This window comes from Ruegeria sp. E5 (assembly GCF_056534105.1).
Genome location: NZ_JBQFPA010000004.1, coordinates 385,862 through 409,285 on the forward strand (window position 1 = coordinate 385,862; position 23,424 = coordinate 409,285).

Here is a 23,424-nt window from a genome sequence, read left to right on the forward strand (position 1 = left end):
CCATCAAGAGGGGTACAGTCCATTGGGATATGGCGCGATACAGAAGCTGCGCAAGGGTTTGATGTCAGGCGTGTTCATCTGTTGCGGATTTGCCGCGACGGCTGAGCCGGTGGTGATTGCGGCGCTCGGAGATTCCCTGACACAAGGATATGGACTTCCGCAACAAGACGGGTTTGTGCCGCAACTGCAACGCTGGTTGCAGGAGGAAGGGGCGGATATTCAGCTTATCAACGCCGGTGTTTCCGGGGATACGACCGCAGGAGGAGCCTCCCGCGTTGATTGGACTCTGACGCCAGAGGTCGATGCCATGATTGTAGCCCTCGGCGGCAATGATCTGTTACGCGGTATCGATCCGGATGTGTCGCGCGCCAATCTTGAGGCAATCCTGAACACCGCTGACGCTGCGAATGTCAAAGTTCTGCTGATCGGCATGCAAGCCCCCGGGAACTATGGGACGGACTACAAGCAAAGTTTCGATGCCATGTATCCGGAACTGGCGCAGCAGTATGGCGCGATCTATGCGGAAAGCTTCTTTGACGGGCTCACGACCGAGAACGATCCTGCAGCCGCGCGCCAGTTCATGCAATCTGATGGTATCCATCCAAATGCCCAAGGCGTTGCGCTGATCGTTGACGCGCTGGGACCTTTTGTACTGGCTTTAGCGGAGCGCGCTGCCGATTAGGAGGGTCCTATGCCAGGCCGGTTTTTTCTCACACGACCAATTGGCGAGATTGCTAAGTTCCTGAACGTGAAAGATAACGTAGGGCCTCAACCCCCGCGCAGGAACATTCAACCGGGTCAGGAGGTGACGGTATTGACCGGTGAAGGCTTGAAGATGATGCGTTGGGGGATGATCCCGGTCGGCAGGGTCAATGCGCGCGGACGTCCGGTGATGGAGACCATTATCAACGCTCGCTCTGAAACGGTTTTTGACAAAAGCGCATTCGAAGGTGTTGGGCGCGCAGTTATACCAGTTGATGGCTGGTACGAGTGGACCGGAGAGAAACGGCGCAAAACTGCATGGCGTATCGCAGCGAAGGATGGCATATCGCTATTATTTGCTGCAATTACGGATTGTTGGGAGGCCCCTGGTGGGCAGCGTGTGGATCAGGTCGCCGCAGTCACCTGCGAGCCAAATGCCGATGTAAAGCCGATCCACCACCGTATGGGTGTGTTGCTGGGGTCGCAGGATGTGGATTGCTGGTTACATGGATCCGAAGAAGAGGCGCAGAAGCTGATGCGCCCATGGCCAGAAGGTCGCCTGAGGATTGAACAAGCCGACGATGTGGATTGGTCGGCGGCTTAGACCACGGTCACCACGGTTCCAATCGGCACCCGGTTGTACAGATCGATTACATGCTCATTCAGCATCCGTATGCAGCCGTTCGAGGCCGCGCGACCGATGGTTTGCGGTTGTGTGGTGCCATGGATGCGGAAATAGGTGTCGACTCCGTTTTGGAACAGATACAAAGCGCGCGCGCCCAGTGGATTATCGCTCCCTCCGGGTTGGACATAGTCGTTGTCCTTGAACCGACCATAGGCCACCGGGTCGCGTTCGATCATCTCATCGGTCGGTCGCCAGGTGGGCCATTCCTTCTTTACGTCGATAGTTGCGGTTCCTGTAAACTCCAGTCCGGCTTTGCCGACGCCGCAGCCATAGCGGATCGCTTTGCGGGGTTCGGTTATGTAATAAAGGTAGAAGGAACGGGGAACGACCAGCAGCTGACCGGGTAGGAATTGCTTTTTGACCCGCACGAATTGTGGCGTGGGATCATACTCGACCGCTTTCTTGGCGCTGACAACGCCCGGAAGCAGGCTGACGGCAGTACCGGCCAGAAATACGCGGCGTGTGAACATGGTGACATCCCTCAAATGACCAAAGAAATCATAACGCTAGTTTTGAAATGATAGCGGATTTGGTCAATCACCGGGGAGGAATAACCCGATTGTGATGTATTCCCTATGCCACACAATCAACGAGGGCATAGCGGAGTGGGGCGGGAAAAATCCCGCCCTTTGAACGGCTTAGGCCAGTTCGATATTGTCGGCGCTTTCGCGGCCGTCACGACCAGCGCGCAGCTCGTACGTGACTTTCTGGTTGTCGGCCAGACCGGTGAGGCCCGAACGCTCGACTGCCGAGATGTGTACGAAGATGTCTTTGCCGCCATCTTCGGGTGCGATAAAGCCGTAGCCTTTGGTGGTGTTGAACCATTTTACGGTGCCTGCGGGCATATCCGTTGTCTCCTGTTTAGTGCTGCCCACGTGGATGCGGCAGCCCGGCGTCGTTGTCTGTATCGATAGACTGAGCGCCGTAGAAGGAGACAGTAGGTCGAAATAGAAAAACGTAAGCCTCTTGGATATGGCATCGGTCAGACGGTGTGGCAAGGGCGGATTGTATGGATTGTACAAGGGTTTGAGGCGGAATCGTCCGTCTTGTACAAAAATCCGCCGATGGTTCTGGTTATTAGTTAGCAGAGCTTTGATAAGGTCCGGTTATTTATCTGGCGCGTCGGAGTGGCATTCAGAATCCGTTAACCCTCGTCATGATCAAGTTACAGCATGAGCGATTATCGACGCGTCCGCATTCCCGGAGCCAAGTATTTTTTCACAGTGTCTTTGGCCGACCGGTCGTCGGATTTGCTGGTGCGAGAGGTGGCGCATTTGCGGGCCGCCTTTGCAGTGACCCAGAGGGAGCGGCCGTTCTGGTGCGATGCGTTTGTTGTGTTGCCGGATCATTTGCACGCGGTGTGGACCTTGCCGCCAGGGGATGCGGATTATTCGACGCGGTGGCGGTTAATCAAAAGCCGATTTGTGCGTGCCGTCGGAGAATTCTGTCCGCGAAGCGAGTCCAAGGTTGTCAAACAGGAACGCGGGATTTGGCAACGCCGATTTTGGGAGCACACCATTCGGGACGAACGAGATTACCGCAATCATGTGGTTTATTGTTGGGGCAATCCGGTCAAACATGGGTTGGTGGAGCATCCAACCGATTGGCCGTATTCGTCGATTTATCGTGATATCCGCGCAGGCCGGGTTGATCCGGAATGGAGTGGCGTTGTCACCGAAGGAGCGTTTGGGGAAGCGTGGGATGGGTGGTTTCACCCATCAATTTATGTGGTGGGATATTGGAGAATTGAGGAGTGATGGGTGCGAGCACCCATCCTACGCTTGCTGAAGCCCGGCCTACGGGCCGACAAACGCGAAGCGCCTATTTGGCTACGCCGATTTTGGGAGCACACCATTCGGGACGAACAGGATTACCGCAATCATATGGCGTATTGTTGGGGGAATCCGGTGAAGCACGGGTTGGTCGAGCGCCCGACCGATTGGCCGTATTCGTCAATCCACCGCGATATTCGTGCGGGTCGGGTTGATCCGCAGTGGAGCGGTGTGGTCACCGGCGGCACGTTCGGAGAGCCGTAGGATGGGGTTTTACCCCATCATTTGATAGGTTGGAGTTTGGAAGTGGATTGGTGCGCGGGAACAGATCGAGCGGGTGTTCGAGTATGATCGTGGAGTGAGTGATGGGTGCGAGCACCCATCCTACGCTTGCTTATTCGTAGAGTTCAGCAATCTTGACTTGGTCTAAGTATTGGGCGAATCCGGTTAGGTACTCATTAACAGCTCTGTTTTGTGCCAGTTCAAGTGCTGCGATTCTCCCGAAAGCTTCAAATGCATTTTCCATCGCAAGTTGGCCTTCTTGTTTTAGCGCTGCGCGAGTTTCTTCGTTGCAGTGTTCTAAAAGCAGTTTTGAAAAAACATCAGCTACATTATTCTGCACCTCCTCGCCAAAGCCTTGTTGTGCTGTAATAACTGGTGCAACGTCAGGGTGTTTCGAATAGCCGAGAACCATCCATCGAACCAATTCAATTCGATCTTGACCGGTGCTCTGCTTAACAAGACAATCAGCCATCTTCTCGGTCGCCGGTCCCGCTGAGACGTTGCTACCAGTCGCTATCAATGCGATTACGCTCACAACCCGTGAAAATCCTATAAGCATCTTAGCTATTCCTTGTAGATATTTTTTGGGCGAGCGATTGCACGCACCAGTTGCAGTTAACAAAGGTCGGATTTGCCTGATCGAAGCGGGCAAATCGGAGCGCTATGAAACAAATAATCTCATCTAATCACCGCGCAAACTTCTTATGCTTCAACCGCTTGGGCTCCAGCGCGTCCGGTCCCAGACGGCGTTTTTTGTCTTCTTCGTAATCCTCGAAGTTGCCCTCGAACCATTCCACTTGGGCGTCGCCCTCGAAGGCCAGAATATGCGTGCAAATCCGGTCAAGGAAGAAGCGGTCGTGGGAGATCACCACGGCGCAGCCGGCGAAATCGACCAGCGCGTCTTCCAGTGCGCGCAGGGTTTCAACGTCAAGGTCGTTGGTCGGTTCGTCGAGCAGCAGGACGTTGCCGCCCTCTTTCAGCAGGCGGGCCATGTGGACGCGGTTGCGTTCACCGCCTGAGAGTAGCGAGACCTTTTTCTGCTGGTCGCCGCCCTTGAAGTTGAAAGACGAGCAATAGGCGCGGGAATTGACCTGCGCGTCACCCAGTTGGATGATCTCGGCGCCGCCGGTGATCGCCTCCCACACGGTGTCATTGTCTTTCAGGTCGTCGCGGGACTGGTCGACATAAGACAGCTCGACCGTGTCTCCCAGCGTGATGGTGCCGCTGTCGGGCTGTTCCTGACCGGTGAGCATCTTGAACAGGGTCGATTTACCCGCACCGTTGGGGCCGATTACGCCGACGATGCCGCCGGGGGGCAGGGCAAAGTCCAGCCCTTCGATCAGTTGCTTGTCGCCCATGTGTTTTGACAGGCCCTCGACCTCGATCACCTTGCCACCAAGGCGCTGGCCATTGGGGATGACGATCTGGGCGCGGGTCAGCTTTTCGCGTTCGGACTGGTCTGCCAGTTCGTTATAGGCGTTGATCCGGGCCTTGGATTTGGCCTGACGGGCCTTTTGGCCCTGACGCATCCATTCCAGCTCGCGTTGCAGGGTCTTCTGCTTGGACTTGTCTTCGCGCGCTTCCTGTTCCAGCCGTTTGGCTTTTTGTTCCAGCCATGCGGAATAGTTGCCCTCGTAAGGAATGCCGCGGCCGCGGTCGAGTTCGAGGATCCAGCCGGTGATATCATCCAGGAAATAGCGGTCGTGGGTGACGATCAGGATGGTGCCTTTGTAGTCGATCAGGTGCTGTTGCAGCCACGCGATGGTCTCGGCGTCCAGGTGGTTGGTCGGTTCGTCGAGCAGCAGCATGTCGGGCGCTTCCAGCAGCAGCTTGCAAAGCGCCACACGGCGTTTCTCACCGCCCGAAAGGTTGGCGATGTTTGCATCGTCTGGCGGGCAGCGCAGCGCTTCCATCGAGACATCGATCTGACTGTCGAGGTCCCACAGGTTTTCCGCGTCGATCGCGTCCTGCAGGGTGGTCATTTCCTCCATCAGCTCATCCGAGTAGTTCTCGGCGATCTCCATGGCGATTTCGTTGAAGCGGTCGACCTTGGCCTTTTTCGCGGCCACGCCCAGCATGACGTTTTCGCGGACGGTCAGCGATTCATCCAGCTGAGGTTCCTGCGGCAGATAGCCGACCTTGGCGCCCTCGGCCGCCCATGCCTCACCGGTGAAGTCCGTGTCGAGGCCCGCCATGATCTTCATCAGCGTCGATTTACCTGCGCCGTTGACGCCGACGACACCGATTTTCACGCCGGGCAGAAAGCTGAGGTGGATGTTTTCAAAGCACTTTTTGCCACCGGGATAGGTCTTGGAGACACCCTGCATGTGGTAGACATATTGATAGGCGGCCATGTCGCGTCCTCTGGGTCGGGGAAATCAAGTTGGAACGCTGGATATCCGAGGCGAGCGGGCGGGGCAAGCTGGTGGTATTGTGAATTTTCTGTGGTCGTTTGATCCGGTAGAACCAACACGACAAGGAGTGGTGGGGTTTTGGCAGAACTTGCGGAACTGATTGCCGGTTGGGCGCAACCGGGCCGGGTGACATGGATCGGTTTACGTCCCGGCCGCAGAGCGGAAATGGATGGGCGCAACGAGGTTTGGGTATCAGCCGATGGGCTCGACGGCGACCGCAGCCGGGCGGGCAAGCGGGCGGTGACTTTGATCCAGCAGGAACATCTGGCGGCGATTGGCTCTTATCTGGGGCAAGGATCGGTTAAGCCTGAGATCCTGCGGCGCAATCTGGTGGTTTCGGGAATCAATCTGGCGGCGCTAAAGGGGCGGGAGGTGCAGGTCGGGGAGGCCGTTTTGCGCTTTACCGTGATCTGCGCTCCGTGCAGTCGGATGGAGGAGGCGTTGGGCAAAGGCGGCTATTCTGCTGTGCGGGGGCATGGGGGATGGTGTGCCGAAGTAGTGCAACCGGGGCAAGTCAGGCTTGGCGATGTGGTGCAGCCGATTGATTGACAACACCTCTCAGTTCTGAACATCAGCAGAGGATGGAACGCAGTACCATTCCATATGCGGGGCCCGGGCAGGTCGTGGGGTTGTTCGGAGGGTCATTTGATCCTCCGCATCAAGGTCATGTGCATGTGACGCGCGAAGCGATGAAGGCGTTCGGGCTGGATCGGGTGTGGTGGCTGGTGTCGCCGGGCAATCCGTTGAAGGAGCGGGGGCCTGCGCCTTTGGCGCGGCGGGTTGCGGCGGCGCGGGACGTGATGCAGCATCCGCGCGTTGATGTGACGGATATTGAGGCGCTGACGGGGACGCGAGCGACGGCGGATACACTGGCGGCGCTGCGGCGGCTTTATCCTCAGGTTCGGTTCGTCTGGCTGATGGGCGCGGACAATCTGGCGCAGTTTCATCGCTGGAAGGACTGGCGGCAGATCATGGACAGCGTGCCTGTGGGCGTCGTGGCGCGGCCGGGGGATCGGATCTCGGCGCGGATGTCTCCGGCGGCTCGGCTTTATGCCAAGTACCGTATCGACGGGCAGGCGCGGCATTTGCTGGGGCGGGCGGAGGCTCCGGCGTGGTGTTTTGTGAACGTGCCGATGGTTGACGTCAGTTCGACCGAGTTGCGCAATCGCGGGAATTGGAGCGATGGGGTGTTGCCCGAATGACTCCACTTGGCGCATAATCTTAATCAAGTGATTGTCTGCATTTAAGCTCTGGGATTCTAATAGACCCATGGTCGATCGAATTTCGCGTCGTTTGTTTCTGGGTGGATTAGGGGCGTCTCTGGTTCCGGGCGCAGGTCTGGCCGAGGCGCCTTCGGTGTCTCTGCGCCCTGTGCTGCGTGGCCCGCAGCCCAGCGGGGCCGAGCGACTGGTTCAGGCAGCGGGGCTGAAGGGCGAGGTTGTTTTCGCCGTGGCCGACGTGGAAACCGGAACGCCGCTGGAGGTGTTCGGCGAGGGCCAAAGCCTACCACCAGCCAGCGTCGCCAAGGCGCTGACCGCGCTTTATGCGCTGGATGTGCTGGGTCCGGAGTATCGGTTCGAAACGCGCTTGATCGCGGATGGACCGGTCGAGAATGGCATTCTGAAAGGCGACCTGATCCTTGCGGGTGGCGGTGATCCGCTGCTGGATACAGACGCGCTGGCCACAATGGCAGCCAATCTGCGCAAGGCCGGGATCACCGAGGTGAAGGGCGCGTTCAAGGTCTATGATGGTGCGCTGCCCTACGTCTTCAGCATTGATCCGGGGCAGCCGGATCATCTGGGCTATAGCCCGTCGATCAGCGGGATTTCCCTGAATTTCAACCGTGTGCATTTCGAGTGGAAACGCGAGGGCACCGGCTATGACGTGACCATGGATGCGCGCAGCGCAAGTTACAGGCCGTCGGTGGATATGGCATCAATGCGGGTCGAGAACCGCAGCCTGCCGATCTACACCTATCAGCCAAGCGCGCGGCAGGATCGCTGGACCGTGGCCAAAGGCGCGCTAGGCAATGGCGGGGCACGCTGGCTGCCGGTACGCAAGCCTGCGCTTTATGCCGGAGATGTGTTCCGCACGCTGGCACGCGTGAATGGGATCGTGCTGGGCCGGGTGCAGGTGACGCGGCAAGCACCGCAAGGGACCGAACTGGTGGTGCATCAGAGCGATCCGTTGGAAAGCATCCTGAAGGGGATGCTGAGATATTCGACCAATATAACCGCCGAAATGGTGGGTTTGGCGGCCACCAAGGCGCGCGGGGTTGCGCCGCAGAGCCTTGAGGACTCGGCCGCAGAAATGAACCTGTGGGCGGCAGAGCGTTTTGGCGCAGATGGGATCGCGATGGTAGATCATTCCGGACTTAGCGGTTCCTCACGTATGGCCCCCTCCGGTCTGGTCAATACGCTGGTGGCGGCGGGGCAATCAGAGGAGCTGCGGCCGTTGCTTCGGTCCTTTACGCTGGCCGACAAAAACGGGCAGCCGGTCAAGGATCATCCGATCAAGGTCGACGCAAAAACGGGTACTTTGAACTTCGTCTCGGGTCTTGGCGGTTACATGACAACGGCAGATGGAGTGGATCTGGCGTTTGCAATCTTCACCGCCGACACCGCGCACCGCGCCACGATCCCGCGTGCGTCGCGCGAGCGCCCGAACGGCGCGCGGGCCTGGAACCGACGGTCTCGCACTTTGCAGCGCAATCTGATTGAGCGGTGGGGTACGCTCTACGGCAGCTAGGTCGTATGCCGCGCCCGTGCCCCGCGTTCGATAGCGGCAGCGTGCAGGCGGTCGATGCTCAGCTCGTACCGGATTTCTTCCAGCAGGCGCAGTTCGGTTTCGGCCAGAGTGCCGTCAGCGGCGGCGACATCACAGGCCAGCGCGTAGGCGGTTTCGTTCAGGCGTTCGGGCAGGTTGTCACGGATCAGTCCGAACAGGGCATCCAGCCCGTCCACCTGCTCAAACAAATCAAACACGATCTGCGAGACGCGGCGGGTTCGGTCGATGTCGTAGCCTGCAAACACCGGCAGCATGTTGACCGCGCCTTCAATCTTGACCAGCTCTGCGGTTCGGATGTTCTCGTCCGAGGCGGAAATCGCCACCATGATCGCCACAAGGCAATCCTGCGGGGACATCGGGTGTGGGGTTTGCTCGGTCATGGTGTCGTCCTGAATGAAACGTTTGTTGCCGCACGATAGGAGCGGGTGCAAGGAGGTTCAACTGGTAGTTTTGGGGTGCAATGAATGCGATCGGTGAGGGTGGGTGATTTCGGCTGTGATGTAAACGTCCGTTGAGAGCTTATACCTGCCGTCGACCAGGCTTCTATTCTTTGCATGTGCTGCGCGTCGCGAACCAAGCATTTTGGGCTTTCGCTGTCAGCATTTTAAAGCAGAACTTCGCCAAGTTAATTGACTGCACGGAAACGACTAGGCATGAGATTTAAAGCGTTTCAGTTGGGCGTTTTTCTATGCCTTGCAACGCCGGTCATGCCCGATATTTAGCAAGCTCACTCCAGAATAATTCTACAGCATCCGAAGTGTTCTGTGACTTACGCGCTGCGCAGATGTTCCACGTAAGGTTCTGTGCCATAGACACGGGTTTCACCGTCTTTGCATGGATCAGATCCGCAAATGTGTCCGCCATCCCTCCCACGATGTAGTCCGGTTCTGCCAACAATCCGGTCAGGAGGTTGTAGTCGTCGCATTCGATATGCGGCTGTGCATTCACCTTTTCGACGGCTTCAGCACCGCCACCAAGTGCTTTTGTCAAAGCGGCTTTCCAGTGTTTGTGGAGATGCGGAGATGCAAAGGGAAAATCGAATATGCCTGCCATCGTTTGCGGGCCACGCTGATGAATCTCATGGTCGCGATGTGCCACAAACTGGATTTGTTGTTTCTCCATCACCATAATCTCGACGTTGTCAGCTTCGGGTGTGTAGGTCAGGTCACCCAGGAACATGTCGAACTTTCCCGCCTGCAACAAATCAAGCGGTCGTGCGTAGGCGCTTACCAGAATTCGGAAACGAAGATCAGGCATCACTTGCCGCACTGATCGCAGGGCGGGCAGGATCAGGGTTCTCGTGGTCAGAGGCCCGCAACCGATCAGCAAAGTGCCCGGCCCGGTTTCGCGCAAAGCGGCCACGCGCGTTGCATACTGGTTCAGGTCTTCGCGCAGCGCCTGGGCGATTGGCAAGAACTCCTGCCCTGCGCGTGTCAGAGTGCTGTTGTTTCGGCTTCGATGAAACAAAACAAGCCCCGTATAGTCCTCGGCCTGCCCGACATAGCGGGACAATGATGCGTTGGACACACCCATCGCACGGGCAGCATTTTGGAAACTGCCGATTTCAGCCAATGTAAGAAAAGCGGTCAAAGAGTTTTCGTTCATCATGCCGTCAAACACATTTCAGGTTTTGCTCTTTAGATTTCACAATATGAAATTCCGGTAAAGCTCTGTTGCGACGCGAAAGTTTCGACCGCTATCCCTGATCGGACTTTCGATATTCCCTTCACCGGTATCGTCTTCTACGTTCGCAGAGGTAAAAATGTTCATTTTTCGATCTATTGTGGTTTCCGCCACGCTGGCTACAGCTTCGGTCTGTGCCCTGCCAGTTTTGGCCGAAACCGACCAGCCCAATATCCTTGTCATCATGGCCGACGATGTCGGCTGGGCCAGTCTGGGCAGCTATCATCAGGGTGTGAAAAGTATCAAAACCCCCAACCTTGACCAGCTTGCTGCGGATGGTATGCGCCTTACGGACTACTATGCACAGCCAAGCTGCACCGCAGGGCGATCTGCCTTTATCACCGGACAATTGCCAGTTCGGACGGGGATGCACACAGTCGGGCTGCCCGGAGATCCGGAAAAAGGTCTGAATGAAAAAGACCCTACTCTGGCAAACATCCTTAAATCTCTAGGCTACACCACCGGGCAATTCGGCAAAAATCACTTGGGCGATATGAACAAGTTTCTGCCAACTGTGAAAGGTTTCGATGAATATTGGGGCTGGCTCTACCACCTGAATGCGATGGAATACACCTCTGACCCCGATTGGCCCAAAGATCAGAAATTCAACGACACATTTGGCCCACGGAACATCATCCACGCCTATGCCACTGATACAATTGATGAAACCGTAGATCCACGCTGGGGGCTGGTTGGAAAGCAGCGTATAATAGACGATGGCCCAGCTCCGCCTGAACGGCAAAAAACGCTCGACGATGAGGTGACGGCCCATACTCTGGACTTCATCAACCGCGCGGTCGATAGCGACACGCCCTTCTTTGTCTGGATGGCCACGGCCCGAGCGCATGTCTGGACACATCTGAGCCCCGAATACGAGGCAATGCTGGGCGACGGGCGCGGTTTGCAGGATGTCGTAATGAAAGAGCTTGACGACAACGTGGGCAAGGTCATGGCCCGTCTGGACGAACTTGGCATCTCGGACAACACTATTGTAGTCTTCACCTCGGATAACGGCCCCGAAACCATGACTTGGCCTGATGGTGGAACAACACCGTTCCGAGGCGAAAAAGGTACGACATGGGAAGGCGGCTTCCGCGTTCCTGCTATCATTCGCTGGCCCGGAAGAGTTTCCGCCGGGACCGTAAGCAACGGTATTTTTGCCGGTCTTGATTGGATGCCTACCCTCGTCGCCGCCGCCGGAGGACCTGACGATCTGCCTGGATCACTACTGAAGGGCTATGAGGGCTATCAGGTGCATCTGGATGGTTACAACCAACTGCCTTTCCTGACTGGCGAGGGTGAGAGCAACCGGGACGAGATTATCTACTACGAAGGTCCGGACCTGCAAGCTGTACGCCATGGTGATTGGAAAGCACATTTCACGATACAAACCGAAGGATGGGCAGGTCCAAAAGAGGAACTGAACGCGCCCCTGCTGTTCAACCTGCGCCGCGATCCCTATGAAAAGGCAGCTGAGGAGTCGGGGATGTATACCCGTTGGATGGGCAACAAAATGTGGGCCTTTGGCCCTGCTGCTAAATTCGTCCAAAACCACCTGTCTACCTTCATTGACTATCCTCCGCGGGGGTCGGACATAACCAACCAGGGCCATGTCGAAGAGCAGATATCGACCGAAGGTGGGATGTCGCAGTAGAAAACAAACCTCGGGAGGCATCACCTGTTGCCTCCCGATCTGTGTCAAGGATTTCATCGAGGGCCGCGAAAATCACGCTTCACCGCCTCTTTGCTATCGCACCGCCCGGTTCATCCCGCCGTCGGACAGTATACTCTGACCGTTGATATACCGGGCTGCATCGCTGGCGAGAAACACGCAAGCCTGCCCAATTTCTTCGAACGTTGCGGGCCGCTGAGCGGGGATTTCCCGGCGAGCTTGTTCGGACAGGTTCACGTTCTCGCAGAACCCCGGCAGCAGGTTGTTCATGCGAATATTGTGCCGTGCATATCGGTCCCCGTAAAGCTTTGAGAAACTATGCAATGCTCCACGCAGCATGCTCATGGGATAGGGCGCACGTGGCTCGATTGTGTTCATGGATGAGATATTAACGAATGCACCACCGCCTTGTTCGATCAGAATGGGCGTGACGATACGGGCGATCTTGACGACATTTAGCACATACATGTCCAGACTTTCGTGCCATAACTCGTCGCTGAGTTCCAAAAGCGGTCCGTCAAAGTCAGGATCGAAACCGACGGTTTTGATGGCTTCAGGCACCGTTCCACCGTGACCCATATTACTGACGATTGCATCAATCCGTCCATATTTGCTCATGGTGTCGTCGACCATCGCTTGCAAATCATCGACATCTAATACAGAGCCGCGACGGCCAATGCCCTCAAGTTCCTCAGCCAATTCAACCGAGCGGTTGGACGGAGACATAAGCGAAACCTTATAGCCGGCTTTCGCCATTTCAATGGCACAACCCCGGCCAATTCCCTGTCCTGCACCTGTCATCAAAGCAACTTTGGTATCAGGCATGGTGTGTCCTTTCTTTGGGCGCACAGTGTGTGAGGTTTATTGATCTGTGGTCAGTGTAACTGCCGGAAACAAAGCAGACCTATCGAGTTTTTGGGGCAATGCTGTTAGGTTTTCTCACATGCCGGAGAACCTTAGACATCTACGTGCCCTTCAGGCCTTTGATGAAACCGCAACCCACTCCAGCCTGACCAAGGCAGCGGATGTTCTGAACGTCACCCACGGGGCGATCAGTCGGCAAATTAAGCTGCTGGAACTGCATCTTGGCGTAACGCTTTTTCATCGCCGCCCAAATGGGGTTGAACTGACCAGTGCCGGGGAGCTTCTGCATCAATCGACGCGCGGGGCATTTTCGGCGTTGCAACTGGGCGTGATGGAGGTGAAGCGGCTGCATCACCGCCAGTCGATTACGGTGTCGTTGTCAACATCGCTGGCGCTTAAATGGCTTGTCCCGTTGCTCAGTTCATTTCAGCAAGAACATCCGGGTATCGCGTTGCTGCTGGACACAAATGATCGATTTGCGGATTTTGATGCGTCTGAGGTCGATGTCGCCCTGCGGTTCGGGGAACCCGGTTGGGACGGGCTCTATCATGAGCAGATAAGACAAGAGGACCTGATTGTTGTAGCAGCGCCATCCCTTGTTGGTAAAACCCGACTGCCGATGCCTGCCGAGAATGTGGCTGATCTTCCACTCTTGCATGATGCCTACAACGTCGGGTGGGAAAGCTGGGCTGCGCAGGTCGGGCTGGGCGCTGACCGGATCAATTCGCAGAGCATCAAGTACGTGGACAGCGCGGTTCTGTTGGAGGCTGCGATTGACGGGCAAGGTGTAGCGTTGGCAAGACATCTCTTGGCGGAGAGGGATTTGGAACTTGGTCGCTTGATCCGCCTCGATGAAAGCCGGGTTCCATTGGATCGGGGGCTCTACTTCGTCTGCCGCCCCGGCGATCAGGAACGGGTCACCGTGAGAATTTTCAGGAAATGGCTTATGTCGATTTAATCTTTTGCCTTGCTTGCAAATCCGCGAGAGCGATCAACAGACTACGTTTTTCAGAATGCCGCAATGCCCCGTGCTGCGGACACTTGTAACCAAGACCAGATATGGATTGCACGCTGTTCATGCTCATAGAGGCATGAAAATCACCACCCTTTATTGACTCATACTGCACCTGCACAATAACAGGGGCCGGTCCGGGCGCATGGGGTGTCTGGCACGTTTCCCGATGGAGTATCCAAATGTCTGACCTGCGTGAAACCGCGATGACGTCCAAGGCGTGGCCGTTTGAAGAGGCGCGGCGGTTGCTCAAACGGTATAAGCAGGGCGCTCCGGAAAAGGGATATGTGCTGTTTGAGACGGGCTATGGCCCCTCAGGTCTGCCGCATATCGGCACCTTTGGTGAGGTCGCGAGGACCACGATGGTCAAGCGCGCGTTTGAGGCGCTGTCGGATATCCCGACCAAGCTGATCTGTTTCTCGGACGATCTGGATGGGATGCGGAAAGTGCCCAGCAATGTGCCGAACCCCGAGGCGCTGCAGGATTATCTGCAATGTCCGCTGACCTCGGTGCCGGACCCGTTTGGTGAATATGACAGCTTTGGTGAGCATAACAATGCGATGCTGCGCCGGTTCCTCGATACTTTCGGGTTCGAGTATGAGTTCTATTCGGCGCGCGAGTTTTACCGCTCGGGCCAGTTCGACGAGATCCTGAAGCGCGCCGTTGAGAAGTATGACGACGTGATGGCCATCATGCTGAAAAGCCTGCGCGAAGAACGTCAGCAGACCTACTCGATCTTCCTGCCGATCCATCCCGAGACCGGGCGGGTTCTGTATGTGCCGATGAAGAAGGTTTGCGCCGATACCTACACTGTCACCTTCGATGACGAGGATGGCAAGGAATGGACGCTGCCCGTGACTGGCGGCAATGTGAAGCTGCAGTGGAAGCCTGATTTTGGCGCGCGCTGGGCCGCTTTGGGCGTTGATTTCGAAATGTATGGCAAGGAACATGCCACCAACGAGAAGATCTATGACGCGATCTGCCGGGCTTTGGGAGGTCGTGCGCCTGAGCATTTCTCGTATGAACTGTTCCTCGATGAGAACGGCCAGAAGATTTCGAAGTCGTCGGGCAATGGTGTTTCGATCGATGAATGGCTGACCTATGCGCCCACCGAGTCGCTGGCCTATTTCATGTATCAAAAGCCCAAGACCGCGAAGCGGATGCATTTCGATGTGATCCCAAAGGCGTATGATGAATATCATCAACAGTTGCGGGCCTATCCGGGACAGGACCTGAAGGCTCAGCTGAATAATCCCGTCTGGCATATCCATGGTGGCGACGTTCCGGAATGCACCCTGATGGTTCCGTTTGCGATGCTGTTGAACCTGGCGTCCGTGTCTGGGGCCGAGGACAAGGAGGCGCTGTGGGGATTTATCCGCCGTTATGCGCCCGAGGCCACTGCCGAGACCCATCCCGATCTGGATCAGGCGGCGGGCTTTGCAGTGAGGTACTTCAACGATTTCGTCAAGCCGACGCGCCAGCATCGCGAGCCGACGGATCAGGAGCGTGAGGCGCTGGAAGCATTGAGGGCGGCCTTGGAAGCCTATGACGGGCCGATGGAAGACGAGGCACTGCAATCGGTGGTCTATTCCATCGGGCGTGAGCGGTTCGATCCGATGCGCGGCTGGTTCACGGCACTTTACGAAGTGCTGTTGGGGGCGTCGCAAGGGCCTCGGTTTGGTGGGTTCATCGCGCTTTATGGCGTGCCAGAGACGATTGCTCTGATCGACAAGGCGCTGGCCGGGGAATTGTCTGATTTGACCTGATCCAGTGTGGGGCTACCCTTGCATCAGGAGGTGGCCCCATGCGTCGACTATTGCTTGCTGTATCCCTGAGTGCCGGACTGGCATCCGGAGCTTTTGCTCAGAGTGACGAGATTGAGGCCAATATCTCGGCGCAGATTCAGGCGTTCAAGGCGGATGACTTTGCCACCGCCTTCACCTTTGCCAGCCCCAATATCCAGCGGCTGTTCGGCGATCCCGAGAATTTCGGGATCATGGTGCGCCGCGGCTATCCTATGGTCTGGCGGCCTGCGGATGTGAGGTTTCTGGAGCTGCGCGAGATTGGCGGAGCCCTGTGGCAGAAGGTCATGATCACTGATGGTGACGGACGGGTGCATCTGCTGGACTACCAGATGATCCGGCAGGAAAACGGCTGGAAGATCAACGGTGTACAGTTGCTGGGCAACTCCGACCCGGCGGCCTGAGGCAACACCACCGTCACGGTGGTAAGAGCCGCGATTAATTCCTTTTCGATACTCAGACCCATGCGCTTGGGCTCAGGGCTCGGGCGGTATCGGGTTTTGGCGCGCGTGCTTGGCGCGATTGGGAAAGGGATTTTACATGAACAAGGCAATCACCGACGGCATCGTGTTCATGCCGCCCGCCTATGCGGCTGGTCTTGGGGTTTGGTCCAGTGGCGACGGCACGCCGGGCTCTCCGACCTATGAGGGGTCGGGGACGGGGGTGTTCGTTCCGGCGGATGCGGATTTCGCAGGCTGTCTGGAGATTTATAAGACGGCAGAACCTCAGCGGCTGCGCTATATGGGGCAGACACCTTTGTTGCCGGGCTGCTATTTGCAGATCAAGGCGCGGGTGAAGGCGATCAGCGGGCCGCTTCCCGAGGTGCGGATTGCCGGCTGGGCCGGAGGAGCCGGTGATGCGCATGTGGACGGATTGGCCGAGCAGGGTCCGGCGGTGCAGCTGACCGGCTATGGCACCGTGCATGAGGTGACGGCCATCGTGGGCACGGGCCTGCGCCCCGGCGTGGACATGCCATGGGGCAATGCGGCGCTTTATGGACACTTTGGTTTGGATATCGAAGGCACCAACGGCGCGGTGGTGCGGGTGGATGATATCGAGATCACCGATGTGACCTCGGTCTTCCTGCGCGATTTGATTGGTCTGGTCGACGTGCGCGATTTCGGCGCTGTGGGTGACGGGGTCACCGATGACTCGGCAGCGTTTGAGGCGGCGGATCAGGCAGCGAACGGGCGCAAGGTTTATATTCCGCAAGGTGAGTTCCGGCTGGAAGAGAACACTAACATGGCGTCCGAGGTCGCATTTGACGGCACCGTCACGATGCCGGTCGACAAGATGTTGCTGCTGACCAAGAATTTCGATCTGCCGACCTATATCACCGCCTTTGGTGATGAAATGCTGGCGTTTAAAAAGGCGTTTCAGGCGTTGCTGAACAGCTCGGACCATGAATCGCTGGATCTGGGCGGGCGCAAGATCGCGGTGACCGAGCCCATCGATATGGCGGCAGCGGTGCCGAACCGGACGGGTTATGCCACCCGTCGAGTGGTGCGCAACGGGCAGTTTGATGTGAAAAGCAGCTCGAATTGGGATACCGAAACCTTCACCTCGGTTGCGACCTACAGCCCGTCTGATCCTGATACGCTGACCAACGTGGCCAATGTGGCGAATATACCGGTGGGTTCGCTGGTCACCGGCAGCGGGGTCGGGCGTGAGGTTTATGTGCGGTCGAAAAACGAAAGCACCGGTGAAATCACGCTGAGTGCGCCGACTTATGATGCCGCAGGGACGCAGACCTTCACCTTCACATCGTTCAAGTACCTGCTAGATTTCAGCGGTTTCAGTGCGCTGCAGAAGTTCAACATGGAAGGGATCGAGTTCCAGTGTAACGGTCGGTGCAGCGCGATCCGGTTGTCTCCGGGCGGGAACACTTTTGTACTGAAAGACTGTTTCATCAGTCGCCCGAAGGACCGGGGTATCACATCAATCGGGCGCGGATGTCAGGGGATGCTGATCGATGGCTGTCAGTTCCTATCGACCGAGGAAAGTCTGGACGTGCCGGACCGAAGCTCAATCGCGCTGAATGCCAATGCCAACGACGTCAAGCTGCGCCACAACCGGGCCACGCGGTTCCATCATTTCGCGGTGCTAAGTGGGGACAACAATCTGGTGCTGGGCAACCACTTCTTCCAGGGCGACAACGTCGCGAACGGGGTGCGCAACGCTGGGTTGGTGATCATCGGCGGCTATAACAGTTCGTCCATCGCCGAGAACTATGTCGATAACTGTTTTATCGAATGGACCAACGAGCACGATGCCAACCCGGATTATTTCACCAGCTTCTCGTTCAGCGCGCTGAGCATCACGGATAACATCTTTTATGCCAGCGATGTTGCCCCCTGGTTCAGCTATCTGGTGATCCGCCCCCATGGCACGGGGCATTTCTTGAACGGGCTGACCGTCACCGGCAACAAGTTCCGCGTCAACAACGTGCGGATCGACCGAGTGGACCGGGTCGATACCAGTTTTGCCGATCTTGATCCGGAAAGGCACAAGAGGGTGTGTTTCGAGAACAATACGTTCCACGGCATCGATACGCCTTGCGCCAATCCATTGCGGCTGCAGCACACGCAAAGCTCACCGTCATCAGCCTGGACCGTCAGTTCGCAGGGCCAATTGCCGTTCGGGGGCAGGGCGCGCGGGTGTGATGCGGTTGTTGCCCTGGGAAGCCTCAGGACATCGTTGAATGCGGTGCGCTATACCGCGCCATATGTCGAGTTGCGACAGGGATCGGGCCAGAGCGATATCCGCCTGCGCTGGTCCGAAAGCTTGCGTGGTGCGGTTTCGACCATTCTGCGGATTGATACCTGATTGATGTGGTGGGCCGCCTGAATGTAGGCGGCCCATCTTTAATAGCTGCGCCACAATCCAAATTTGATCCCGATGTTATCATCAGCCGAATTGCGCTCGGCACCCAGAATCCAGGTGAGTCTGCCCGTCTTTGGGCGATACATCAGCGAAGGTCGCACCCTCCAGTACCATGGTCGGTCCGAAACATAAGAAGTTTCGATCTGCAGGAGCGGGTCAAACCGTCGACCCGAGGACAGACCGGCCGTGAAATCCAATTTGCGGATCACTGCCTCATGGGTGCGGTTTTCGAGCGCTGCGTCGACATTGATCCATCCGCCTCCCAATCCGGTTTGAATGCTTTTGCCGTATGAAAGTGTTGCTTTGTACATTGCCCAACTACTGTACTGGCGATGGTGCGCGCCAACGCCGAACTCGGCCGCCAGACGCCCTGCTGACCCCATGTCTGCAACCGGCACGCGTGCAAAGACCAGCGCGTGCCCATACAAATCCTGATGCTCCTCGGCATCCAGTCCGATCGTGAGTTTCGGCCGCAATCCCCACTCGGTATAAAGCGAGGTTTTGTACTTGTAGACGTCTTCCTCTTTGAAAGCGGTCACAGATAACGCGGTGAAGCTTGACCCCTTCTCGCGGAGCCACGCACCGGACCATGCCGGAGTGCACACCATAAAAAGCAGCGGAATGACGAGAACCAGACGAGCCATGGGGGCAGCATCGGCAGACATGGTTAACGGATGGTTAGTTTCTTGTTCATCTTCGAGAAAGATTTTTTGATCCAAAAACATTGTCTATGTGCAGGAAAAGGGTGGCGTTTTCAAAAGCTGTGCTAGGCTCGGGTCAGCTATAAAGGAGGAGCCTTATGCCGCAGATTTCCAAAACCAACAGCTATCAGACTGTCATCACCACCTTCGAGATGACCCCTGGAACCTGCCAGGACCTTCTTGAGGCGCTGACCGATGCTTATGCCGAGTTCATTTCGAAACAGCCGGGTTTCATTTCAGCCGGATTGCATGTGAATGATGCCCAGACGCGGATTGCCAATTATTCACAATGGGAGCGCCGCGAGGATTTCCTGGCGATGTTGCGCACACCGGAAATGCGAGAGCGGAATCGCAGGGTTAACGAGCTGTGCAAGAGCTTTGAACCCGTGATGTACGACGTCGCCGAGACATTCGGTGAGACCTGATCTGAGTCAATGCACGGCCACCACCGGTCGCGCAGTATAGCGGCACAACTACGGAGGCGCGAGCCATGTATCATAACATTCTTGTTCCCATTTCCTTTGATGCTGAACGGGACAGCTCGGCAGCGTTGAAGCTGGCAGAACTACTGTCGACGCCCGAGGCTGCGGTTACGCTGCTGCATGTGGTAGAGCACATTCCGGATTATGCGATCTCGTACATGCCTGCCGAGTATCTGTCCGAAGCCCGCAAGGCCATTCAGACCGAGCTTGATGCTCTGGCGGCGCGCGTCCCGAATGCGAAGGGGCTGGTGGTTGAAGGCCATTCCGGGCGAACGATTCTGGACTGGGCCGAAGTGAATAAGCCTGACCTGATCATCCTGGCTTCGCACCGCCCGGGGATGCAGGACCTGTTGTTGGGTTCAACAGCGACCCATGTGGTGCGCCACGCCAAATGCGCCGTGCATGTGGTGCGATAAGGTCGAGCTTTTTCCAAGCCGACCCCGATTGCGGCCATGGCTTTGCCACATACCGCGTGTAAGACCTATGGCATGACAACCGGGAAACAAACGAAAGACACCGATCCGAACCCTCGTCTTACACGGCGGCAACGGCGGGCAGACGCGTTGCGCAGGCAGGCTCTGTCTCCGGTGCGTATTCTACTGATGGTGCTGGCCTTGCCCTTAACCACAGGAATGATCGCAATCGGTGTCTACCTGCGCGTTTCAGACTACGAACGTCATGAAGCGGTGATCCATCTGGTGGCGCTGGCTGGGTGTGATGCGGTGGAGATGCTGGGTTTCGGGCCTTTTCGCGAAGGAAGGCCCGGATATCATAAGCGCAATGACCCCGATGGCGATGGTGTCGCCTGTGGCTCGTTTGCCTTGCAGAAACCACGCAATGTCGCGATGCCGGGAGATATCCAAGCCAATCCCCGGAATCTTCAGACCCCGAAACAGCGCACTGTCGGAACGGCAAAGTTTTTGAAGCCTTGAATCGGTGGGGGGCGAAATCTTGAAAAGATTTCGGGGCGCTTTCTTTTCAAGAAAGCGTTGCGTGGCTCAGGTGAGCCAACGCACGGGTGCGCGGTTGCAGAAGATTACGATCTGGCCCGAGTTTTCCGCCACTTGATAACCGCGACGATTGATTTCGGCCATAAAACGCTCCATCCCGGCAAAGCGCTCTATATCGCGCGCCTTGCGACGGATTACGCCACCTTGCTGCACCGCCTTGGAGGCGAATAGATCACTGAGCCAAACCTCAGGCGAGAGGGAAGAATTACAGTTATACATCACCTATGATTTGGCGCAGCTAGGTTAATGCCGGGTAAAGAAAGTTGCGCCCGCAATGCGGGTCTTGCCTTGTCCTGACCAGAGCGCCACAGTCGCCGCGATGACTCGTGATGAATTCAATGCCTTTTGCTCGGACCTCAAAGCCACCAGCCATGTCGTGCAGTGGGGCAACGCAGATGTCTGGAAAGTAAGCGGCAAAGTCTTTGCCATCTGTGGTTGGAACGACGGAAAGGATGCGTTTACCTTCAAGGCTACCGATCTAGCCTTTGAGGTCCTCGGAGATGAGCCAGGTATCCGCCCAGCGCCTTATCTGGCATCGCGAGGTATGAAATGGCTGCAGGTTTACGATGAACGTGGCATGAGCGACGCGTCGCTGCGAGATCATATTGTAATCTCATACGATCTGGTCGTAGCTAAGCTGACCAGAAAGGCGCGGGCAGAGCTGGGCCTTTAAGGCGGTCAGTCTTTCATGGCGTGCAGCAGCTCAAGCAGTTTTTTCCGGTCATCATCGTCGGCATAGTCTCCGCTGGCCAGCCGTTCGGCGATGCTGAGGCGCAGACGGTCATGTTGTGTGCGAACCTCTTCGCCCGCCGTTTCAGCGAGGGTCTTCATGATCACTGCCACCGCCTGCTGCCGTTTGGTGGTGGGATTGGCGATGTAGTCCACAAGGCTTTGCTGTCCGGAATCAAGGATGTTTTCTGCCAGATCACGTAGTTGATCCCCATTTGGAAGCAACGGCGTAGGGGCATTTTGCGGTGGCAGAATCTCAGGCGGGTTGCGCGGGGTTTCCGCTAGCGCATTGGTGCCGTCAACAAAGGCTTCGGTGATCATCCGCGTGATCCTGATCGCGCGCGGATCTTTAAACAAAGTCGAGGCAATAGCTACGCCGTAGTCGGTATAGACCCACGGATTGACCCGTCGGCCACCGCGGCCTTCGGGTTTTGAGATCACATTCTGTGATTGCAAATCCGCGACCTCTGCGTCGGAAAGCTGAAAGCGGTAGCCTTCGAACAGATCCTTATTGCGCGAGACGGCCTGATTGAAGGCGCTGACGGATTTCCCGTAAAACTGCGCCAGATCTTCTGCCAGAACCACGCGTACACCGCGCACCCGATGAATGGCGTTTTGGACCTCTTGAGGGCTGGGCAGGTTTTCCGGGTTCGTCATCATATCCGTTTGGAATCACAATTTGTGATTTCAAACGTGACGCAGGGCGCGCTGGGCTGCAAGTTTGAACTGCAGGTAGGTTCGATGTCTCTTGCCGAGAGGTCTGCCAGATTCGGCCAATACCCTGATGGAAATAACCTTTTTGAAGGAACAAGCTTGCCCCCTATCAAGTTGACAATCCTAATGGATTGACTGATACAAACGGAACAAGACCGGGCCGTTAGCTCAGCTGGATTAGAGCAGGGAACTTCTAATTCTCAGGTCGGGGGTTCGAGTCCTCCACGGCTCGCCATTTTTTCAGATGTTTTTCGAAACGGGGCAAGGGTACGGCCCTTATATCTGAATTCAAAGCGGTCGGTCAGACTGCACCAAGCGGGTGCATTCAGCTTTTCCCTCAGCGTTTTGGGCTGGACCTAAGGTCCAACCGCATAAACGCGCTGTTTGGATCGGCGTCATAGCCATAAATCGGATCGCAATAGGAATATCCCAATGTTTCATATAGCTTGCGTGCTGCGTCATATTCCGAGAGATGATTTGCGCCAGTTTCCAGGACAAGTGCGGAAACGCCCTCGGCTCGAGCCAGATCGGCAAGATGGTTCATGATCACACGCGCCAATCCTCGGCCGCGCGCAGCAGCAACCACGTGCACCGATTTAACTTCGGCAGTGCCATCCGGCAGCGCCTTAAGCGCACCACAACCCAAGGGCTTACCCGCCTCATAAATAGCCCAAAAGCGAATGCCCGGCTCGCGCAGGGCATCAATGTCCAGCGTATGATTTGAGGTTTGCGGTGTCGCGTCCCAGCTATGGGCGAGATGCGCTTGAATGATCGGGCGCAGATCCTTGGCGCCGGGGTCTGCTTGGCGGATGTCGATCATTCACAGGGCCTTGTCAGTGGGTCCAGGGAGCGCGCCGGTCAGTGGCGAAATTCTCACCATAGCCGCGCGCCCGCAGGTTCGGCTTGCGCTTGTGCGGCTCGCTTACCTGCGCGTCGATGCCGTTGTCTTTGGCATAGTCCAGCGCCTCTTCCTTGGTATCGAACTTCAGACGCACCTGCGTTTGGGTGTCATTGGACGAGGTCCAGCCCATCAGCGGATCGACCTCACGCGCAGAAGCCGGGGCGTATTCCAGAACCCATTTGCGGGTTTTGGCCATCCCCGAGGTCATCGCGTTTCGCGAAGGCTGGTAAATCCGTGCGCGCATGTCGCCTCTCCGTACTCACTTGGCTGAAGCTGTTTATGCGTCAGAGCGCGCGCCGGGACAAGATGACAATTGTCGCGGGTCGCAT

28 protein-coding genes and 1 tRNA gene are annotated in these 23,424 nt (G+C 56.8%); 17 read left to right on the top strand and 12 right to left on the bottom strand.

Features of this window, described 5'->3' with window-relative positions; genetic code table 11:
- Positions 1–61: 61 nt before the first annotated feature.
- Complete coding sequence (locus ACR0BI_RS16760) at positions 62–682, top strand: arylesterase (protein WP_480563062.1); 621 nt, start codon at positions 62–64, stop codon at positions 680–682.
- Positions 683–691: 9 nt separating this feature from the next.
- Complete coding sequence (locus tag ACR0BI_RS16765) at positions 692–1,306, top strand: SOS response-associated peptidase (protein WP_480563050.1); 615 nt, start codon at positions 692–694, stop codon at positions 1,304–1,306.
- Here the strand turns inward: ACR0BI_RS16765 and ACR0BI_RS16770 are convergent.
- Both ACR0BI_RS16770 and ACR0BI_RS16775 read right to left on the bottom strand, forming a co-directional pair.
- A complete protein-coding gene (locus ACR0BI_RS16770) occupies positions 1,303–1,857 on the bottom strand; it encodes a L,D-transpeptidase (RefSeq protein WP_170395928.1) in 555 nt (184 codons plus the stop codon). The two genes, ACR0BI_RS16765 and ACR0BI_RS16770, sit on opposite strands and share 4 nt — an antisense overlap.
- 168 nt (positions 1,858–2,025) lie before the next feature.
- Positions 2,026–2,232, bottom strand: a complete 207-nt coding sequence (locus tag ACR0BI_RS16775; protein WP_010442474.1) for a cold-shock protein — start codon at positions 2,230–2,232, stop codon at positions 2,026–2,028.
- 327 nt (positions 2,233–2,559) lie between these two features.
- Between ACR0BI_RS16775 and ACR0BI_RS16780 the strand changes: the two genes are divergently transcribed.
- Both ACR0BI_RS16780 and ACR0BI_RS16785 read left to right on the top strand, forming a co-directional pair.
- Positions 2,560–3,144 (top strand): REP-associated tyrosine transposase, encoded by a 585-nt coding sequence (locus ACR0BI_RS16780; protein WP_480563049.1) that lies wholly within the window; start codon positions 2,560–2,562, stop codon positions 3,142–3,144.
- A 3-nt stretch (positions 3,145–3,147) separates the two neighbouring features.
- Complete coding sequence (locus ACR0BI_RS16785; protein WP_480563048.1) at positions 3,148–3,423, top strand: transposase; 276 nt, start codon at positions 3,148–3,150, stop codon at positions 3,421–3,423.
- A gap of 130 nt (positions 3,424–3,553) precedes the next feature.
- On the opposite strand, the gene ACR0BI_RS16790 is transcribed toward ACR0BI_RS16785, so the two are convergent.
- The gene (locus tag ACR0BI_RS16790; RefSeq protein ID WP_480878836.1) at positions 3,554–3,913 is read right to left on the bottom strand and encodes a hypothetical protein; all 360 of its coding nucleotides are present in this window, start codon (positions 3,911–3,913) and stop codon (positions 3,554–3,556) included.
- Between the two features lie 214 nt (positions 3,914–4,127).
- Positions 4,128–5,795, bottom strand: a complete 1,668-nt coding sequence (ettA, locus tag ACR0BI_RS16795; protein WP_480563046.1) for an energy-dependent translational throttle protein EttA — start codon at positions 5,793–5,795, stop codon at positions 4,128–4,130.
- A 138-nt stretch (positions 5,796–5,933) separates the two neighbouring features.
- Here ettA and ACR0BI_RS16800 point away from each other — a divergent pair, with 138 nt between their 5' ends.
- The 3 genes from ACR0BI_RS16800 to dacB all read left to right on the top strand — a co-directional run bounded on the left by ACR0BI_RS16800 (position 5,934) and on the right by dacB (position 8,603).
- Positions 5,934–6,404 (top strand): MOSC domain-containing protein, encoded by a 471-nt coding sequence (locus ACR0BI_RS16800; protein WP_223117574.1) that lies wholly within the window; start codon positions 5,934–5,936, stop codon positions 6,402–6,404.
- Positions 6,405–6,436: 32 nt separating this feature from the next.
- Positions 6,437–7,057: a nicotinate-nucleotide adenylyltransferase gene (locus ACR0BI_RS16805; protein WP_480563045.1), complete on the top strand. Its 621-nt coding sequence runs from the start codon at positions 6,437–6,439 to the stop codon at positions 7,055–7,057.
- 67 nt (positions 7,058–7,124) lie between these two features.
- On the top strand, positions 7,125–8,603 hold the full coding sequence (dacB, locus tag ACR0BI_RS16810) for a D-alanyl-D-alanine carboxypeptidase/D-alanyl-D-alanine endopeptidase (protein WP_480563044.1): 1,479 nt from the start codon (positions 7,125–7,127) through the stop codon (positions 8,601–8,603).
- On the opposite strand, the gene ACR0BI_RS16815 is transcribed toward dacB, so the two are convergent.
- Both ACR0BI_RS16815 and ACR0BI_RS16820 read right to left on the bottom strand, forming a co-directional pair.
- Entirely contained in the window at positions 8,600–9,022 is a 423-nt protein-coding gene (locus ACR0BI_RS16815) for a tellurite resistance TerB family protein (protein WP_170395941.1), read from the bottom strand. The genes dacB and ACR0BI_RS16815 overlap by 4 nt on opposite strands.
- Before the next feature lie 325 nt (positions 9,023–9,347).
- A complete protein-coding gene (locus ACR0BI_RS16820) occupies positions 9,348–10,247 on the bottom strand; it encodes a LysR family transcriptional regulator (RefSeq protein WP_170408274.1) in 900 nt (299 codons plus the stop codon).
- Between the two features lie 157 nt (positions 10,248–10,404).
- On the opposite strand from ACR0BI_RS16820, the gene ACR0BI_RS16825 reads away from it, so the two are divergent.
- Positions 10,405–11,979 carry an arylsulfatase gene (locus tag ACR0BI_RS16825; RefSeq protein WP_480563043.1) on the top strand — a complete coding sequence of 525 codons (1,575 nt, stop codon included), beginning with the start codon at positions 10,405–10,407 and terminating at the stop codon, positions 11,977–11,979.
- Between the two features lie 93 nt (positions 11,980–12,072).
- Here the strand turns inward: ACR0BI_RS16825 and ACR0BI_RS16830 are convergent, their stop codons facing one another.
- Positions 12,073–12,822 carry an SDR family oxidoreductase gene (locus tag ACR0BI_RS16830; protein ID WP_480563042.1) on the bottom strand — a complete coding sequence of 250 codons (750 nt, stop codon included), beginning with the start codon at positions 12,820–12,822 and terminating at the stop codon, positions 12,073–12,075.
- A gap of 118 nt (positions 12,823–12,940) precedes the next feature.
- On the opposite strand from ACR0BI_RS16830, the gene ACR0BI_RS16835 reads away from it, so the two are divergent.
- From ACR0BI_RS16835 to ACR0BI_RS16850, 4 genes are all read left to right on the top strand, one after another.
- Positions 12,941–13,819: a LysR substrate-binding domain-containing protein gene (locus ACR0BI_RS16835; RefSeq protein WP_480563041.1), complete on the top strand. Its 879-nt coding sequence runs from the start codon at positions 12,941–12,943 to the stop codon at positions 13,817–13,819.
- Positions 13,820–14,055: 236 nt separating this feature from the next.
- Positions 14,056–15,639 (top strand): lysine--tRNA ligase, encoded by a 1,584-nt coding sequence (locus tag ACR0BI_RS16840; RefSeq protein WP_480563040.1) that lies wholly within the window; start codon positions 14,056–14,058, stop codon positions 15,637–15,639.
- A gap of 38 nt (positions 15,640–15,677) precedes the next feature.
- Positions 15,678–16,079, top strand: coding sequence for a DUF4864 domain-containing protein (locus ACR0BI_RS16845; protein ID WP_480563039.1), 402 nt, complete (start codon positions 15,678–15,680; stop codon positions 16,077–16,079).
- Between the two features lie 136 nt (positions 16,080–16,215).
- Positions 16,216–18,501 carry a glycosyl hydrolase family 28-related protein gene (locus ACR0BI_RS16850; RefSeq protein ID WP_480563038.1) on the top strand — a complete coding sequence of 762 codons (2,286 nt, stop codon included), beginning with the start codon at positions 16,216–16,218 and terminating at the stop codon, positions 18,499–18,501.
- A 38-nt stretch (positions 18,502–18,539) separates the two neighbouring features.
- Here the strand turns inward: ACR0BI_RS16850 and ACR0BI_RS16855 are convergent, their stop codons facing one another.
- Positions 18,540–19,223, bottom strand: coding sequence for a hypothetical protein (locus tag ACR0BI_RS16855; protein WP_480602887.1), 684 nt, complete (start codon positions 19,221–19,223; stop codon positions 18,540–18,542).
- Positions 19,224–19,357: 134 nt separating this feature from the next.
- On the opposite strand from ACR0BI_RS16855, the gene ACR0BI_RS16860 reads away from it, so the two are divergent.
- The 3 genes from ACR0BI_RS16860 (at position 19,358) to ACR0BI_RS16870 (ending at position 20,673) form a co-directional block, all read left to right on the top strand.
- Positions 19,358–19,684: an antibiotic biosynthesis monooxygenase family protein gene (locus tag ACR0BI_RS16860; protein ID WP_170395957.1), complete on the top strand. Its 327-nt coding sequence runs from the start codon at positions 19,358–19,360 to the stop codon at positions 19,682–19,684.
- A 65-nt stretch (positions 19,685–19,749) separates the two neighbouring features.
- Positions 19,750–20,157: a universal stress protein gene (locus ACR0BI_RS16865; protein ID WP_170395959.1), complete on the top strand. Its 408-nt coding sequence runs from the start codon at positions 19,750–19,752 to the stop codon at positions 20,155–20,157.
- 36 nt (positions 20,158–20,193) lie between these two features.
- Positions 20,194–20,673: an excalibur calcium-binding domain-containing protein gene (locus ACR0BI_RS16870; protein ID WP_480537247.1), complete on the top strand. Its 480-nt coding sequence runs from the start codon at positions 20,194–20,196 to the stop codon at positions 20,671–20,673.
- A gap of 66 nt (positions 20,674–20,739) precedes the next feature.
- Here ACR0BI_RS16870 and ACR0BI_RS16875 read toward each other — a convergent pair whose 3' ends face one another.
- Positions 20,740–20,970, bottom strand: coding sequence for an aspartate aminotransferase (locus ACR0BI_RS16875; protein WP_480563037.1), 231 nt, complete (start codon positions 20,968–20,970; stop codon positions 20,740–20,742).
- Positions 20,971–21,070: 100 nt separating this feature from the next.
- Here ACR0BI_RS16875 and ACR0BI_RS16880 point away from each other — a divergent pair, with 100 nt between their 5' ends.
- On the top strand, positions 21,071–21,424 hold the full coding sequence (locus tag ACR0BI_RS16880; protein ID WP_170514068.1) for an MmcQ/YjbR family DNA-binding protein: 354 nt from the start codon (positions 21,071–21,073) through the stop codon (positions 21,422–21,424).
- A gap of 5 nt (positions 21,425–21,429) precedes the next feature.
- On the opposite strand, the gene ACR0BI_RS16885 is transcribed toward ACR0BI_RS16880, so the two are convergent.
- Entirely contained in the window at positions 21,430–22,137 is a 708-nt protein-coding gene (locus tag ACR0BI_RS16885) for an ORF6N domain-containing protein (protein ID WP_170514072.1), read from the bottom strand.
- A gap of 214 nt (positions 22,138–22,351) precedes the next feature.
- Between ACR0BI_RS16885 and ACR0BI_RS16890 the strand changes: the two genes are divergently transcribed.
- Positions 22,352–22,429: transfer RNA gene (locus ACR0BI_RS16890), tRNA-Arg, on the top strand.
- A 102-nt stretch (positions 22,430–22,531) separates the two neighbouring features.
- On the opposite strand, the gene ACR0BI_RS16895 is transcribed toward ACR0BI_RS16890, so the two are convergent.
- Together ACR0BI_RS16895 and ACR0BI_RS16900 are read right to left on the bottom strand one after the other, a co-directional pair.
- Positions 22,532–23,014 carry a GNAT family N-acetyltransferase gene (locus tag ACR0BI_RS16895; protein WP_170597325.1) on the bottom strand — a complete coding sequence of 161 codons (483 nt, stop codon included), beginning with the start codon at positions 23,012–23,014 and terminating at the stop codon, positions 22,532–22,534.
- A gap of 13 nt (positions 23,015–23,027) precedes the next feature.
- Complete coding sequence (locus ACR0BI_RS16900) at positions 23,028–23,339, bottom strand: ETC complex I subunit (RefSeq protein ID WP_010442452.1); 312 nt, start codon at positions 23,337–23,339, stop codon at positions 23,028–23,030.
- Between the last annotated feature and the right edge of the window lie 85 nt (positions 23,340–23,424).

Excerpts from the sequence above, each read along its gene's own strand:
- ACR0BI_RS16820 (WP_170408274.1), bottom strand. The coding sequence starts at position 10,247 with ATGAACGAAAACTCTTTGACCGCTTTTCTTACATTGGCTGAAATCGGC.
- ACR0BI_RS16830 (WP_480563042.1), bottom strand. The coding sequence starts at position 12,822 with ATGCCTGATACCAAAGTTGCTTTGATGACAGGTGCAGGACAGGGAATT.
- ACR0BI_RS16765 (WP_480563050.1), top strand. The coding sequence starts at position 692 with ATGCCAGGCCGGTTTTTTCTCACACGACCAATTGGCGAGATTGCTAAG.
- ACR0BI_RS16880 (WP_170514068.1), top strand. The coding sequence starts at position 21,071 with ATGACTCGTGATGAATTCAATGCCTTTTGCTCGGACCTCAAAGCCACC.
- ACR0BI_RS16895 (WP_170597325.1), bottom strand. The coding sequence starts at position 23,014 with ATGATCGACATCCGCCAAGCAGACCCCGGCGCCAAGGATCTGCGCCCG.
- ACR0BI_RS16855 (WP_480602887.1), bottom strand. The coding sequence starts at position 19,223 with ATGTCTGCCGATGCTGCCCCCATGGCTCGTCTGGTTCTCGTCATTCCG.
- ACR0BI_RS16845 (WP_480563039.1), top strand. The coding sequence starts at position 15,678 with ATGCGTCGACTATTGCTTGCTGTATCCCTGAGTGCCGGACTGGCATCC.
- ACR0BI_RS16835 (WP_480563041.1), top strand. The coding sequence starts at position 12,941 with ATGCCGGAGAACCTTAGACATCTACGTGCCCTTCAGGCCTTTGATGAA.
- ettA (WP_480563046.1), bottom strand. The coding sequence starts at position 5,795 with ATGGCCGCCTATCAATATGTCTACCACATGCAGGGTGTCTCCAAGACC.
- ACR0BI_RS16900 (WP_010442452.1), bottom strand. The coding sequence starts at position 23,339 with ATGCGCGCACGGATTTACCAGCCTTCGCGAAACGCGATGACCTCGGGG.
- ACR0BI_RS16760 (WP_480563062.1), top strand. The coding sequence starts at position 62 with ATGTCAGGCGTGTTCATCTGTTGCGGATTTGCCGCGACGGCTGAGCCG.
- ACR0BI_RS16840 (WP_480563040.1), top strand. The coding sequence starts at position 14,056 with ATGTCTGACCTGCGTGAAACCGCGATGACGTCCAAGGCGTGGCCGTTT.
- ACR0BI_RS16865 (WP_170395959.1), top strand. The coding sequence starts at position 19,750 with ATGTATCATAACATTCTTGTTCCCATTTCCTTTGATGCTGAACGGGAC.
- ACR0BI_RS16770 (WP_170395928.1), bottom strand. The coding sequence starts at position 1,857 with ATGTTCACACGCCGCGTATTTCTGGCCGGTACTGCCGTCAGCCTGCTT.
- ACR0BI_RS16775 (WP_010442474.1), bottom strand. The coding sequence starts at position 2,232 with ATGCCCGCAGGCACCGTAAAATGGTTCAACACCACCAAAGGCTACGGC.
- ACR0BI_RS16825 (WP_480563043.1), top strand. The coding sequence starts at position 10,405 with ATGTTCATTTTTCGATCTATTGTGGTTTCCGCCACGCTGGCTACAGCT.
- ACR0BI_RS16805 (WP_480563045.1), top strand. The coding sequence starts at position 6,437 with ATGGAACGCAGTACCATTCCATATGCGGGGCCCGGGCAGGTCGTGGGG.
- ACR0BI_RS16870 (WP_480537247.1), top strand. The coding sequence starts at position 20,194 with ATGGCTTTGCCACATACCGCGTGTAAGACCTATGGCATGACAACCGGG.
- ACR0BI_RS16850 (WP_480563038.1), top strand. The coding sequence starts at position 16,216 with ATGAACAAGGCAATCACCGACGGCATCGTGTTCATGCCGCCCGCCTAT.
- dacB (WP_480563044.1), top strand. The coding sequence starts at position 7,125 with ATGGTCGATCGAATTTCGCGTCGTTTGTTTCTGGGTGGATTAGGGGCG.
- ACR0BI_RS16790 (WP_480878836.1), bottom strand. The coding sequence starts at position 3,913 with ATGGCTGATTGTCTTGTTAAGCAGAGCACCGGTCAAGATCGAATTGAA.
- ACR0BI_RS16885 (WP_170514072.1), bottom strand. The coding sequence starts at position 22,137 with ATGACGAACCCGGAAAACCTGCCCAGCCCTCAAGAGGTCCAAAACGCC.
- ACR0BI_RS16815 (WP_170395941.1), bottom strand. The coding sequence starts at position 9,022 with ATGACCGAGCAAACCCCACACCCGATGTCCCCGCAGGATTGCCTTGTG.
- ACR0BI_RS16875 (WP_480563037.1), bottom strand. The coding sequence starts at position 20,970 with ATGTATAACTGTAATTCTTCCCTCTCGCCTGAGGTTTGGCTCAGTGAT.
- ACR0BI_RS16860 (WP_170395957.1), top strand. The coding sequence starts at position 19,358 with ATGCCGCAGATTTCCAAAACCAACAGCTATCAGACTGTCATCACCACC.
- ACR0BI_RS16780 (WP_480563049.1), top strand. The coding sequence starts at position 2,560 with ATGAGCGATTATCGACGCGTCCGCATTCCCGGAGCCAAGTATTTTTTC.